Origin of the sequence: Providencia sp. PROV033 (assembly GCF_028484855.1) — a bacterium.
GTDB lineage: Bacteria > Pseudomonadota > Gammaproteobacteria > Enterobacterales > Enterobacteriaceae > Providencia > Providencia alcalifaciens.
The window spans coordinates 1-13250 of the sequence record NZ_JAMPSW010000041.1; the positions used below are offsets into that span (position 1 = coordinate 1).

Consider the following 13250-nt stretch of genomic DNA (forward strand, 5'->3'; position numbering starts at 1 on the left):
GAACAATAAAATACAAAGCTTTAGAATGCTATTTTTCTTTAAATTATGTAATGCAAAACGCATTTAACTTATCTCATTAAGTAATTATCTTTTATTATCATAACGTTAATGAAAAGGCGCTGCAATGGTAAAAAAAAGACAATCACATATAGCGAAAAATAATGTGCGAATCGCTTACTTATTTGTATTTTCTGTGTTTTTATTTTTCATTAATGCATCCATATTTTCTTTTTGGAAAGAGGTGATCGCGCTATTAGGTGATAAATTAATAACGTTGACTCCAGCCTTCTCAAGGAAGTGCGATGCGGAATGAAAGGCATTTTGGATGGTGATGAAATGGTGATCTAACGATGTTGGAAGCATATTTGAACGATTTTCATAAAACCGAGGTTTATCGAAATTATTCATATCTAAGCCGACAAAATACAGTTGTTTATAACCCAGAGAATACCCGACTTGTAATGCAGGATACGCTACAGTGCCATAATCAAAAACGAGTTCATTTATGTTAGATGAAAAACCATAGCTATTAAACCAATAGTGATGATCGGATATGTAATCTTCATTAATTACTTTTTTCTCATCCATAAATAAATAACCTATACCATCAGTAACTAAGTCTAATATCTTAAATGAGCATTTTATTTCAGATAAATCAATGAATTTTAGTATTTCATATAGTGATAAGTAATTGCAAAATAACGTTATTTCATCATTGCTAACAATTTTTCGTACTAAGTCGACTCTTTTTTTAATAAATGATTGGTCAATGATACAGTAAAATCGAAATTTAATTTCTGAGAGTGAGATTGCGCCATTTACACCGAGAAAGTCGTACTGTTCTGGGTCAAAGAGGTTCTTAGGTATCTCATTCACTGATGGACCTGTAGCCACAATAATCAAAGTTTTGTGTTTCTTTGAGTGGATCGGAGATGTGTTTATTTTTAATTTTTCATTTTTATACGTAACTTCCACTATTTCATCATTTTGATTTCTAGAAACATTAAATAAATACCAAAAATTTTTAGTATGGTGAAACTTTTTATTGCGAAACAGCCGATAAAGTGTTTTTAAAAACCATGTTTTAAGCTTGTTTTCTGACATGGGAGTGCTCATTTTTAACGAAAATATTAATGCTTGTAGTAGTACAAATTTTATTCTCAAGGATAGCAAATTATTGAATAAAATTTACGATAAAAAATGCGGTTCAACAATATTTCTCATCATCAATTTTAGTGTGATGGGTTGTACCCAAAGCGTGATGTAATGATGGTTTTTTCTTGTCCATCATTTATCTTACTTTTTGATTTTCAATCAATTTACTTGACGAAATTTAAATAAATATTAATCACGGTACTCTCAATAAAGCGGTTCGAACGACGATGACGAAAGCATAACGAATTTATCATTTAGTGGATAAGTGCTACGTTGCTTTTTATGAGAAAGATAAGACCCAATTAGCTCAGATAATGAAAAGTGTGGATGGTAAGATAGGAGCAGTCTTTTGAATGCGGATATATCAACGTATTGTGCTTTGGGGCATCCGTAGTTTTTGAAAGTGATTAAACTGAGTCGGGGGTATTGTAATGTTAAAAGTGATTGCTGAAGATTTTATCAAACCAGAAGCGATAGAGATTGTTCTGCCACTCTATAAAGAACTTGTAGAAGCAACCAAAAAAGAACCTTTATGTATTGCCTATGACCTTTATATTGATGAAAAGGACCCTGGACATTTTGTGTTTATTGAAGAGTGGCCGAATCAAGCGGCATTAGATGCGCATTGTGCATCGGAACATTTTCAACGATTAGTTCCAATGATTAATCGTCATCAAAAAGCAGAGCCTCGATTTATTCTGATGGATGCTGCATTTTAAAATAAAACCGGCATTGGATATTTAATCTAGATTCCTTGCTTACATCCCTCTAACGAGCTGATTAATGATGACTAGTAGGGGGTTATATCCAATTTTGAAACATAAAGTATGACAGGGTGAATACAAAGATCGTCATGAGATGTTGTAGAACTTTTAAGAATAAAAGAAAACGCCTGACTTGATTCATTGATATGAGCCCAAATAAAAATAATCTAAGTTATAAACGTATATTCAGCGTAGCAAGGAAATAAAATTTCGCTGAAAAATATTAGATAAGTGGTGAAAAAATTCAAATTACGTATAAATGCTTATGCCGAGATATCTTTGATTTGAAAAGCCATCTTTAAAAGATTAAAGATGGCTTATTCTGGCATAATAAACAGAACTAAAAATCTAACCCCTAATCAGAAACTGTCCTCATATTCACGGGCTTTTTTCTCATCATAATTATGTTCCCATTTTGCGATGACTAATGCAGCTAACGCATTACCAACCACGTTTAGCGCGGTTCTTGCCATATCAAGAATACGGTCAACACCGGCAATAAAGGCTAAGCCTTCTAATGGGATACCCACAGAACCTAAGGTTGCTAGCAACACCACGAATGAAACACCAGGCACTCCAGCAATTCCTTTTGATGTGATCATGAGAGTGAACACTAAAATTAATTCTTGTCCTAATGACAGCTCGATTCCATATAACTGAGCAATGAAAATTGCGGCGATACTTTGGTAAAGAGTTGAGCCATCTAAGTTAAATGAATAGCCAATTGGGATCACGAAACTGGTGACAGATTTTGGTGCACCATATTTCTCCATTTTATCCATAATGCGCGGCAGTACAGTTTCTGAACTGGCTGTTGAATAGGCGAGCAGCAGCTCATCCTTTAATATTCTCATCAGAGTAAAAATATTAATTTTGCAATAGCGTGCAACAATTCCGAGTACGACAACTGCGAAGAAAATAATGGCACAGTGAACCAAAATAACGAGTTTCAGCAGTGGGACGAGTGAGGTGAAACCAAAATTGGCAACAGTGACAGAAATCAAGGCAAATACACCGATTGGCGCATACAGCATGATCATATTGGTCACACGGAACATGGTCTCAGAGAAAGTTTGCAGAACATCTAACAGAGGTTGTTTTTTGGCTACAGGAAGGGAAGATAATCCCAAACCAAATAACACAGCAAAGAAAATAACAGGAAGCATATCGCCGCTAGCCATAGCAGCAAAAATATTGCTCGGTACCAAAGAGAGCAGGGTATTCACGATCCCTGAAGGATGACTAGCAACCTCTTGGGTCGTTTTTTGATACTGAGAAATATCCACTTGAGTAAGTTGAGACATATCAATGCCCACACCGGGTTGGAATATATTCGCAAACGAAATTCCGACAATGATGGCAATGGTGGTAATGATCTCAAAATAGAGAATAGTTTTGAAGCCGAGTGTACCTAATTGCTTTGTATTTCCAACGCCTGCAATCCCGACAATCAGGGTTGAAATGACGATAGGTACAACAATCATTTTGATTAACTGGATGAAAATTTTACCTGCGGGGGAAAGCACATTCAGGATCAACCAATCTTTGTACTCTACGCTTTCATGCAATAAAGCACCGAGGATAACCCCCAAAATGAGGGCGACTAGAATCTGCCAGCCTAAACCAAATTTAAACGGTTTTTTTTGAACGATGTTGTTTAATGTCATAAATAATTCTCGTTTATATTAATAATATTTAACATTGTATTTTTATTATGCTCAGTTTTATAACTAATATTCGGAAAAACCACAATCGTTTATTCGAGAAAGTAGAGTTATTTACAATAGTTACTTATAACAAAATGTAAATTAAGTTGCTGAAATCAACTATTTTGTTAATCAATGTTTCAGGTTGTTCCATTAATGTAATTAAATCGATAATAAAAAGTGATAAGCTAAATCTATAAAAATTGTTAAATACAACTTGTGTAAGTTTGATTTTTTATGGCGTGATTAATTCTGCGAATGTTTATACGGTATTATTTGAATGGAGATAGGATTACAAATAGAGGGATGGCATAGGAGAATGCCATAGGAAAAATACACTCATCACCGCATTCACGATTTACAATATTGAGTGGCTGCGTTTATAGGCTGCGAGTAAGGTGCGCTCAGAGACATCGAGGTAATTTAATAGCGTAGAGGCTGCATCTTGATTTCGACCTGCATCCAATAACTCTAAAATAGCTTGGTTTTTATCAATATAGGGTGCATACAGCAACTTTGCATCATTCAAATGACCAAAAGCTAAACGCAATTCTGCCGCAATATTATGGTACAGCTTAATCAGCCTTTCGCTGTCTGAAAGTTCCACAATCGCCGTATGGAATTTCATATTAGCGGTTCCCACTCCAACCCAATTTTCTGTTTTTTCGTGTTCTCGGGCTTCAGCCACCGCGTGTTTCATTTTTTGGACCGCAGGATGGAGCGCGTAAGCATGGGTCAATGAATCACATTCAATCAGCCTGCGCACTTGGTAAATATCAATAATTGCAGCCATATCAGGGACGGAAACATAAACGCCTTTGTTAGGCGCATAGGTGAGCAGACCTTCTTGGGTTAATACACGGAACACTTCTCTGAGAGTATTGCGGGAAATATCCAATTCTTCACTCAATGCGGCTTCCGATAATCGCTGCCCTGGCGTTAGCTCACCCACGGTAATTTTTTGGCGAATAGTTTCTGCAATGGTGACTGACAAGGTTTGCGCGACGGACGGTTTTTTCATAAAAAGGCGAGCCTAGTTGAAGAAAAATGAGATAAAAAATTCAGTGAAATTGCTATTCGAGCGCTATCTTCACATATTCGTTGTAGGGCAGCAAGACTCCTTTCTGCACTTAATTAGGGCATTTTCATATAAAGAGCACTAGATTGGTGCTTTTGCATGTTTCCTATCCCATCTTGAATGTTACAAATAAGAATCAAATGTTAAAAAAGTGATCGAGATTTGATTTTTGACTCATCAGAAACGATTTTAATTGCTTAATTATTCATCGCTCCGTATTAATTGTTCAACAATCCACACTCAATAAATTAACAATTCTTCCTATTGATAGAACAATGGCACGAAAATTGCCTTTATAACTCAGCACAACATCAACAAATACAAATAACATCAAAATACAGATAACAACAAAACCACAGAGGGGTATGCATATGGCAGCTCAGGAAAATATCTCAACAGCAGAATATGTGAAAAAGCGTCGTTCCTCGCTTATCGGCGCGATTTTCTTAATGGCAACATCCGCGATTGGTCCCGGATTTATCACTCAAACTGCGACCTTTACGGTCACCTTAGGGGCCGCATTCGCGTTTGGTATTTTGGCCTCTATTGTGATTGATTTCGTTGTCCAACAAAATATTTGGCGAGTCGTCACACTCACAAAAATGCATTCGTCTGAAATCGCGAATGCCACCATTCCGGGCAGCGGCTATTTGTTGGCGGTACTCGTTATTTTTGGTGGATTGATATTTAACATCGGAAATATTGCAGGGGCAGGGTTGGGCCTGAATGCACTTGTTGGATTAGATCCGAAATGGGGCGGTTTACTCAGCGCCTTATTAGCGATCTATATTTTCTCATCGCGTAAAGCCAGCACATTTATTGATAGATTAATCATTGTGTTAGGGTTGGTGATGATTGGCTTGACGTTATTTGTCATGATTGCGTCTAACCCGCCAATTGGTGAAGCACTACGCCAGAGCGTGCTGCCGGATACGGTGGATTTTGCCATGATCACCACTATTGTTGGCGGTACCGTGGGAGGCTACATCTGTTATGCAGGGGCGCACCGTTTACTGGATAAAGGCGAAGTTGGTGTTGAGAACATCAAAGCCGTTTCCTGTGCGGCAACCAAAGGGATTATTGTGGTTGGGTTAATGCGTTACATCCTGTTTTTAGCCATTTTAGGTGTCGTTGCCAGTGGGGTGACGATTGATATTTCTGGAAAAGCAGCTAACCCAGCCTCACAAGCTTTCCAAGCGGCAGCGGGTAACTACGGTTTACGTATCTTTGGTTTAATCTTATGGGCGGCCGCATTGACCAGTGTGATTGGTGCAGCCTATACCTCTATGAGTTTCTTAAAAGCGTTTAAGTCTTCCATTACAGAAAGACAACGCAATATTGCCACTATCTTATTTATCGCGGTTTCACTCGCTGTTTATCTTTTAATGGGAACTGCGCCAGCAGCACTGTTAGTTTTTGCGGGTGGCTTTAACGGTCTTATTTTACCGATTGGTTTAACGTTGTTTGTTTACATTGGCTGGAAACGCGCTGATTTAATGGACGGTTATCACTACCCACGTTGGTTATTGTGGTCAGGTGTTGTGACCTGTGCTCTCACTTGGTACATGGGTGCGATGTCTGTAACTGCCATTTTCAACTACTTAAAATAAGACGTTATCAGGGAGTGAGGGACAATAATGAACAAAAAAATCGACCTAAATAGCGACCTTGGTGAAAGTTTCGGTCAATGGCAGATGGGCAATGATGAGGCAATACTGGGTCTTGTCAGCAGCGCTAACATTGCTTGTGGATTTCACGCGGGTTCTCCAGATGGGATTTTAAAAACCTTAATTGCCGCGAAAAAACACGGTGTCACGGTGGGCGCTCATGTGGGGTATCCGGATTTAGTCGGATTTGGTCGCCGCAATATGGATATTGCATCTAACGAATTAACCGCAGATGTGATTTATCAAATTGGTGCATTACAGGGGCTCGCCAAAGCGGCGGGCACTGAGGTGCAGTATGTCAAACCTCACGGTGCGCTGTATAACACGATTGCTCATGATAAGCGCCAAGCTATGGCAGTCATTGAAGGGATCCTCGCAATTGATAGCCATTTAACCTTGGTTGCTTTGGCAGGGGCTCCGCTTATCAGCTGGGCGCAGGAAGCAGGCCTCAATGTGGTGGCTGAAGCGTTTGCAGATAGAGCTTACAACAGTGATGGCACGTTGGTTTCAAGAAAGCTTGCTGGCGCCGTTCTACATGATCCTGAATTGGTCGCAAAACGGATGTTGCAGTTGGTCAATGATGGCGGAGTTATCGCCATTGATGGTCAATTTACGCCGATTAACGCGGGTTCCATTTGTGTGCATGGTGACAGTCCAGGGGCGCTCGAGATGGCGGCGAAAGTTCGGGAAATATTTGAGCAACAAGGCATCAACATCTGCGGGTTTGCTGGGGCGAGGGGCTAAATATGACAACATTAATGAAAACCTCGAAAGAGGCGATTCAAGCGGCAAAAGCCGCTCGAGAGTCCATTCGTCAGGGATATGACAAACCGACGGCGGGCATGGCGCCGGGAATGACGCAAGCCAACATGATTGCACTACCTCGAGACTGGGCGTTTGATTTTCTACTCTATGCTCAGCGAAATCCCAAAAGTTGTCCTGTTTTGGATGTGTGTGAATCCGGTCGCTGGCAAACCGTATTAGCCGACGATGCGGATTTACGTACCGACATTCCGCGTTATCGCGTTTGGGAACAGGGCAAGTTGGTGGATGAAATTACCGATGCAACGGCAATTTATCAGCAACATCCTGACTTAGTGACTTTTTTGATTGGGTGCAGCTTTACCTTTGAAACACCGATGATCGAAGCAGGTATCGATATTCGTCATATTACGGATGGTTCTAATGTCCCGATGTATAAAACAAACCAATTATGCAGACCCGCAGGGCGTTTACAGGGGGAGCTGGTGGTTTCAATGCGCCCAATTCCTGCGGATCGCGTTGCGGATGCGGTGACCATTTCAGGGCGTTTTCCTGCGGTACATGGGGCTCCTGTACATATTGGAGCACCGGAATTGCTAGGCATTAAGGACATTATGCGTCCAGATTTTGGGGATGCGGTGCGTATTGAGGCGGGGGAAATTCCCGTATTTTGGGCATGTGGCGTGACTCCCCAAGCCGCAGTGATGAAATCAGGGGTGCCTTTCGCATTAAGTCATGCTCCGGGGTATATGTTCATCACGGATATTCCTGACAATGCTTATCACGTATAGAGGTGCTAATGCGTTTTCTACCTGTTAATTTAAGCGCCTTTATGGTTGAGCTGCAAAGCCTTGAACAGACCATGGCACTGACCGATTCATTAACTCGTCAGCCAATTAAAGGCATTGAGGAAATTACCCCAGCAGCACGTACGGTATTAGTGCGCTATAACCCCGCGCGCGAAAATATCACTGCCATAGTTCAGCAAATCTCTCAGCGTAATATTGAGTGTATAGCGTCTCAAGCAGGGAAATTGGTCACTATTCCTGTGCATTATACGGGAGAGGATTTACCCGAAGTTGCTGAGTACTTGGGGATCACCATTGAGGAAGTGATCCGTCGCCATACGGAAAGCGAATATCTCGTTGCATTCAGCGGTTTTGCTCCAGGTTTTGGTTATATGGTTTCGACGCAAGCACAACTGCATGTGCCGCGTCGTCAATCTCCTCGTGTGCGTATTCCCGCGGGGTCGGTAGCATTGGCGGGGGAATTCAGCAGTGTTTATCCGCAGGCAAGCCCAGGGGGCTGGCAGCTGATTGGTAGAACAGATTTGGCTGTGTGGGATATCAATCGTTCTGAGCCTGCCCTTTTACAAGCGGGTTATCGAGTGAATTTTATCGATCAAAGTAAGCATGCAGTGAGTTATAGCTTACCTGAGCAGCCTCAAATCAAACCGAGAGAAAATACGCAGACTTATGATCTCACGGTGCTTGCCACAGGGTTACAGACATTGTTTCAAGATCGTGGGCGCATTGGGCAATCAGCGTTAGGTATTTCGGAATCAGGCGCGATGGATAAGTCGGCGTTATACAGTGCCAATCGACTTGTTGGAAACGATACGCAATCGACAGTGCTTGAGGTCACCCAAGGCGGATTAAAAGTGCGAGCGAATAGCGATGTGCTTGTCGGCATCACGGGCGCAGAATGTCCAATCACGGTGACAACCGAAGAAGGACACGTTTATGTCTCGGCAACGTATTGTCCTATTCACCTTGCTAAAGGGGATGTAATTCAATTAGGCGCTCCTACTAAAGGTGTTCGGAGTTATTTTTCAGTGCGCGGCGGTTTCGCTGTTACACCAGTTTTAGAAAGCTGCTCATTTGATACGTTAGCGCAAGTCGGGCCGGCGCCCATCATGGTTGGGCAATCTCTCTCGATTCATCAAAAAAATAATCATCGCGCGATATCTCTTACGGAAACACCCGCGTTTGAATATCCCACTGCAGATGATGAGGTTGTACTCGACGTTATCATGGGACCAAGAACCGACTGGTTTACGGAGCAGGCAGCGGCATTATTGCGTCAACAAGTTTGGCAGGTGACTGCAGCTTCGAATCGCATTGGATTACGCCTTATGGGGGAAACGCCATTAAGCCGTCAACAATTGCAAGAGTTACCAAGCGAAGGCACTTGCATTGGCGCTATCCAAGTTCCCGCCAACGGACAGCCAGTTTTATTTTTAAATGACCATCCACTCACTGGGGGATATCCGGTGATTGGCTCAGTGTGTGACTATCATTTGGATTTAGCTGGGCAAATTCCAGTGAACGGCAAAATCCGCTTTAATCCATTACGTGAATTTTATCAACTTGAAGGGAGTCATGAAGCTTATGAATACCAACAATAAAAAAAACCAACATAAGGTATTGATTGCCAATCGTGGCGAGATAGCGGTGCGTATTATTCGCGCGTGCCGTGATTACGGGTTTACATCTGTCGCGGTGTATGCCGATAGCGACATTGATGCATTGCATGTCAGCATGGCCGATGAAGCCTATGGGCTGGGGGGAAATTCACCCGCTCAGAGCTACTTAAATATTGAAAAACTGATTGAGGTTGCGAAAAAATCAGGGGCTACAATGGTGCACCCGGGGTATGGTTTTCTGTCTGAGCGGGCTGAGTTTGCCCGCGCAGTGCAGAACGCGGGTCTCATTTGGATTGGTCCAAGCCCTGAAAGTATCGATATTTTGGGGGATAAGGTCCAAGCTCGCCATATTGCTTTACAGGTTGGCGCACCGTTAGTTGTTGGGACTCCGGACCCCGTTGAGACCGCCCAAGAAGTGGTGCAATTTGCGGATCAGCATGGATTACCGATTGCCATTAAAGCCGCCTTTGGCGGTGGTGGGCGTGGGTTAAAAGTCGCATGGCACATGCATGAAGTTGAAGAGTTATACCACTCAGCGGTGCGCGAAGCGACGGCTGCATTTGGTCGTGGTGAATGTTTTATTGAGCAATTTTTGCACAATCCTCGTCATATTGAAGCGCAAGTTATTGCAGACACTCACGGCAATGTAGTGGTGGTGGGAACTCGAGATTGCTCGTTACAACGTCGGAACCAAAAGCTGGTGGAGGAGTCTCCTGCACCGTTTTTATCCCGCGATATCGAACAACAAATTATCCGCGCTTCAACAGACATTTGTCAAAAAGCCGGGTATGTGGGCGCTGGAACGGTGGAATTCTTATTAAGCCAAGAAGGGATGCTGTCATTTTTAGAAGTCAACACGCGTTTACAAGTTGAGCATCCGGTTACGGAAGAGACCGCTGGCATTGATTTGGTGGTTGAACAATTACGTATTGCCGAAGGTTTGCCGTTGAGTATCCAAGAAACACCGAAACCGCGAGGGCATGCTTTTGAGTTTCGTATCAACGCAGAAGATGCAGGTAACGGTTTCTTACCGACCCCGGGTACTCTGTTACGATTTGATGCGCCATCAGGACCGGGTATCCGTGTTGACAGTGGTGTTGCCGCAGGTAAAACCATTCCCGGTACTTTTGACTCTTTAATGGCTAAATTAATCGTCGTTGGGCAAACCCGTGAACAGGCTATTTCACGTGCCCGCCGTGCATTAGCAGAATTTAAGATAGAAGGCGTTGCCTCGGTGTTGCCTTTCCATCGTGCGGTTATGGAACAAGCTGATTTTTGCGAACAATTTAACGTGCATACGCGTTGGATTGAAACAGAGTTTAGCGTAGCTATCCCACCGGCGAAACGCCAGCTACCTCAATCTGAGCAGGAATTAACTCGAACATTTATAGAGATTGATGGAAAACGGTGTGAATTGGGGTTACCCGCACAACTGTTTGCAGGAATGGCAGTGAATCAAAACGCTACCTATCAAACATTACACGCTATTGAAAGCAACCCAAACCATGTGAATGCACCTATTTCGGGGGTATTGTTCAATTGGTTAGTTCCTCAAGGAAATAAGGTGACAGAAGGTGATGTGATTGGTGTGATGGAAGCCATGAAGATGGAAGTTCAAGTGGTCGCTCATCGTTCAGGACAGCTAAAATATGCAGCTAATCAAGGGGATTTTATCAACGCAGAGAGTAAAATTGCGGAGATTAATTAGTCAGTAACGGTAGGTGGCAAAAGCCACCTTAACCTCAGCGTGGCTTACGTTCCGGTAAGCCTCGCAGTGGTGGATTTGGTGCGGGGATCACGCTTTTTTCTTCTTTCGCAATTTCATCGCTATCGCGGTAGACCTCACCACACAAGAAAAACAAATTAGGGCGCTTAGCCTCTAAATAAGATTTTCGGCTCATGCATTGTTCTTGGGTAAAAATGGTTTCGGTCACAGGTAATGCATCACATGAATCAGAGCCACAAGGACTGACCCACAAAGCCCAACCAATAAGTACCATATGTCCTGCCATTTATCTTGCCTTCCCACACAATGAAGTACACCCAAGATGCAAAATCAACACGTTCTACATGAAAGAACGTTCGTTTTGTCTACAAAATATAAGTCAAATTCTAACATTGGATTAGATAAATGTATGTATTCATACGATAGATAAATTTAAATTCACATTAAACAACAAACAATGATTATGAAGAGAAGTTTAAAGCCATCAAAAAAAGAATATTCATCTTAGCCGTGGGAAAATGAGAAAAAAGCGCGGGATGTGAGGGTTATTTTTGGGCTAGCTCGCAAATAACAAAATTTTTATCTGCAAATTTATGTTTTCAGATCTCCATCCTGTCAATTTTTACGATTTTTATCTACGATGAACCAGACAACGTAATAATAATCGCAAGAATAATATAAATAGGTAACTTATGAATGCCATGGAAGAAGTGCTTTCATTTTGGTTCGAAGAATCGACCCCAAAACAGTGGTTTGAGAAAAACGAGAAATTCGATTTAACTATCGCAAAGCGGTTTACTGCGCTCAGTGAACAGGCGGCGAAAGGGGAACTGGCTTATTGGCGCGTGTCTATTCGTGGGCGCTTAGCGGAAATTATTATTCTTGACCAATTTTCGCGTAATTTATGGCGTGATACCCCAAGGGCATTTGCCCAAGACCCGATGGCGCTTGCATTAGCTCAAGAGGCGATTAAGCAGCCAGATTATCACCTGCTGACGTTAACCCAGCGAAAATTTATTCTTATGCCGTTTATGCATTCAGAATCGAGCTTTATCCACCTACAAGCCGTCGAGTTATTCCGCATGCTGGGTGATGATAATACCTTGGATTATGAAATGCGGCATAAGGCGATTATCGATAAATTTGGGCGTTATCCACATCGTAATGAGATACTTGGTCGTCCTTCAACAGCGGAAGAGATTGCTTTTTTACAACAGCCAAACTCATCATTCTAATTTTCTTTACTATCAATGAGTTTGCTATTAATTAAGCAAACTCATTTGATGACGACGACGCCCGAATACTGCGTGTATTAACGAAAGAGCTCTGCGGCTGCTGGGTGTAAGCCCAACTGTATCTGTAAGCGAGTTAAATACGCCTCGGCAATTCTTGCCAGTTGAGGGTAAAAGTCATGCTCGGTTTGGGTTTGTTGGACCAACGTTAAATAGCGCCCCGCCCAAGGTAATAAATGTTGCTCTAATAATTCCACTATCGCATCATCTTGCCCTTGTTCCGCAAGGGCTGAAATTGCCATTAACATCAGTCCAAATTGATCTTCCGGTTCCCGCAGCCCGGTATCGGTCACTAAACCATGAGCCATTAAAAATTGACGGTAGGCACGGGTGGAATCACCCATAACGGTATTGTCATGAGACAGATAAACTGATCCCCAAGGTGGTGCTGGCATCGCGCCTTGACCTTCAAAAAGAATCGAAAAGTCGTAGGTGAGATAGGTGGCTGGAATGGTGCTTAATGCTTCACAAATCGCTGTGAGTTGTTCCGGCTCATCCCACGAATCAAGAGCAGGGATCTCTCTTAATACAGGCTGTAAAGTCTGGAACGTAGGTGTTTCAGGGGAGTAGTAAAACATGGCCCCTAAAATACGAAAAAGAGTGGTATCGATAGTGTGCATGGTGTACCTGTAAACAATGCTCTATTGAAAACAAAGAGCCTGAATTCAGGCTCTT

At 42.3% G+C, this 13250-nt stretch carries 12 protein-coding genes; 7 read left to right on the top strand and 5 right to left on the bottom strand.

The window, feature by feature from the left end; genetic code table 11:
- Positions 1-174: 174 nt before the first annotated feature.
- Positions 175-1104: a lipopolysaccharide core biosynthesis protein RfaZ gene (locus tag PSF16_RS08995; protein ID WP_272689136.1), complete on the bottom strand. Its 930-nt coding sequence runs from the start codon at positions 1102-1104 to the stop codon at positions 175-177.
- Positions 1105-1586: 482 nt separating this feature from the next.
- Between PSF16_RS08995 and PSF16_RS09000 the strand changes: the two genes are divergently transcribed.
- Positions 1587-1874 (top strand): putative quinol monooxygenase, encoded by a 288-nt coding sequence (locus PSF16_RS09000; RefSeq protein ID WP_006661385.1) that lies wholly within the window; start codon positions 1587-1589, stop codon positions 1872-1874.
- A gap of 404 nt (positions 1875-2278) precedes the next feature.
- Here the strand turns inward: PSF16_RS09000 and gltP are convergent, their stop codons facing one another.
- Positions 2279-3586 (bottom strand): glutamate/aspartate:proton symporter GltP, encoded by a 1308-nt coding sequence (gltP, locus tag PSF16_RS09005; protein ID WP_006661386.1) that lies wholly within the window; start codon positions 3584-3586, stop codon positions 2279-2281.
- Positions 3587-3983: 397 nt separating this feature from the next.
- A complete protein-coding gene (locus PSF16_RS09010; RefSeq protein WP_006660376.1) occupies positions 3984-4646 on the bottom strand; it encodes a GntR family transcriptional regulator in 663 nt (220 codons plus the stop codon).
- 428 nt (positions 4647-5074) lie between these two features.
- Between PSF16_RS09010 and PSF16_RS09015 the strand changes: the two genes are divergently transcribed.
- Genes PSF16_RS09015 through PSF16_RS09035 form a run of 5 tightly spaced genes read left to right on the top strand, consistent with a single transcriptional unit; the run spans position 5075 to position 11265 of the window.
- Complete coding sequence (locus PSF16_RS09015; protein ID WP_272689137.1) at positions 5075-6313, top strand: NRAMP family divalent metal transporter; 1239 nt, start codon at positions 5075-5077, stop codon at positions 6311-6313.
- Positions 6314-6340: 27 nt separating this feature from the next.
- Positions 6341-7114 (top strand): LamB/YcsF family protein, encoded by a 774-nt coding sequence (locus PSF16_RS09020; protein WP_272689138.1) that lies wholly within the window; start codon positions 6341-6343, stop codon positions 7112-7114.
- A gap of 2 nt (positions 7115-7116) precedes the next feature.
- Positions 7117-7923, top strand: coding sequence for a putative hydro-lyase (locus tag PSF16_RS09025; RefSeq protein WP_272689139.1), 807 nt, complete (start codon positions 7117-7119; stop codon positions 7921-7923).
- An 8-nt stretch (positions 7924-7931) separates the two neighbouring features.
- Positions 7932-9539 (top strand): 5-oxoprolinase subunit PxpB, encoded by a 1608-nt coding sequence (gene pxpB, locus PSF16_RS09030; RefSeq protein WP_036978923.1) that lies wholly within the window; start codon positions 7932-7934, stop codon positions 9537-9539.
- Positions 9523-11265 (top strand): acetyl/propionyl/methylcrotonyl-CoA carboxylase subunit alpha, encoded by a 1743-nt coding sequence (locus PSF16_RS09035; protein ID WP_179896621.1) that lies wholly within the window; start codon positions 9523-9525, stop codon positions 11263-11265. Before pxpB ends, PSF16_RS09035 begins: the two co-directional genes overlap by 17 nt.
- Before the next feature lie 34 nt (positions 11266-11299).
- Here the strand turns inward: PSF16_RS09035 and PSF16_RS09040 are convergent, their stop codons facing one another.
- Complete coding sequence (locus PSF16_RS09040) at positions 11300-11569, bottom strand: hypothetical protein (protein WP_006660382.1); 270 nt, start codon at positions 11567-11569, stop codon at positions 11300-11302.
- Between the two features lie 406 nt (positions 11570-11975).
- Between PSF16_RS09040 and PSF16_RS09045 the strand changes: the two genes are divergently transcribed.
- Positions 11976-12518 carry a DUF924 family protein gene (locus PSF16_RS09045; RefSeq protein WP_006660383.1) on the top strand — a complete coding sequence of 181 codons (543 nt, stop codon included), beginning with the start codon at positions 11976-11978 and terminating at the stop codon, positions 12516-12518.
- A 77-nt stretch (positions 12519-12595) separates the two neighbouring features.
- Here PSF16_RS09045 and PSF16_RS09050 read toward each other — a convergent pair whose 3' ends face one another.
- The gene (locus PSF16_RS09050; protein ID WP_006660384.1) at positions 12596-13195 is read right to left on the bottom strand and encodes a TorD/DmsD family molecular chaperone; all 600 of its coding nucleotides are present in this window, start codon (positions 13193-13195) and stop codon (positions 12596-12598) included.
- Positions 13196-13250: the final 55 nt, after the last annotated feature.

Coding starts and splice junctions, on each gene's coding strand:
- PSF16_RS08995 (WP_272689136.1), bottom strand. CDS start 1,104: ATGTCAGAAAACAAGCTTAAAACATGGTTTTTAAAAACACTTTATCGG.
- PSF16_RS09000 (WP_006661385.1), top strand. CDS start 1,587: ATGTTAAAAGTGATTGCTGAAGATTTTATCAAACCAGAAGCGATAGAG.
- gltP (WP_006661386.1), bottom strand. CDS start 3,586: ATGACATTAAACAACATCGTTCAAAAAAAACCGTTTAAATTTGGTTTA.
- PSF16_RS09010 (WP_006660376.1), bottom strand. CDS start 4,646: ATGAAAAAACCGTCCGTCGCGCAAACCTTGTCAGTCACCATTGCAGAA.
- PSF16_RS09015 (WP_272689137.1), top strand. CDS start 5,075: ATGGCAGCTCAGGAAAATATCTCAACAGCAGAATATGTGAAAAAGCGT.
- PSF16_RS09020 (WP_272689138.1), top strand. CDS start 6,341: ATGAACAAAAAAATCGACCTAAATAGCGACCTTGGTGAAAGTTTCGGT.
- PSF16_RS09025 (WP_272689139.1), top strand. CDS start 7,117: ATGACAACATTAATGAAAACCTCGAAAGAGGCGATTCAAGCGGCAAAA.
- pxpB (WP_036978923.1), top strand. CDS start 7,932: ATGCGTTTTCTACCTGTTAATTTAAGCGCCTTTATGGTTGAGCTGCAA.
- PSF16_RS09035 (WP_179896621.1), top strand. CDS start 9,523: ATGAATACCAACAATAAAAAAAACCAACATAAGGTATTGATTGCCAAT.
- PSF16_RS09040 (WP_006660382.1), bottom strand. CDS start 11,569: ATGGCAGGACATATGGTACTTATTGGTTGGGCTTTGTGGGTCAGTCCT.
- PSF16_RS09045 (WP_006660383.1), top strand. CDS start 11,976: ATGAATGCCATGGAAGAAGTGCTTTCATTTTGGTTCGAAGAATCGACC.
- PSF16_RS09050 (WP_006660384.1), bottom strand. CDS start 13,195: ATGCACACTATCGATACCACTCTTTTTCGTATTTTAGGGGCCATGTTT.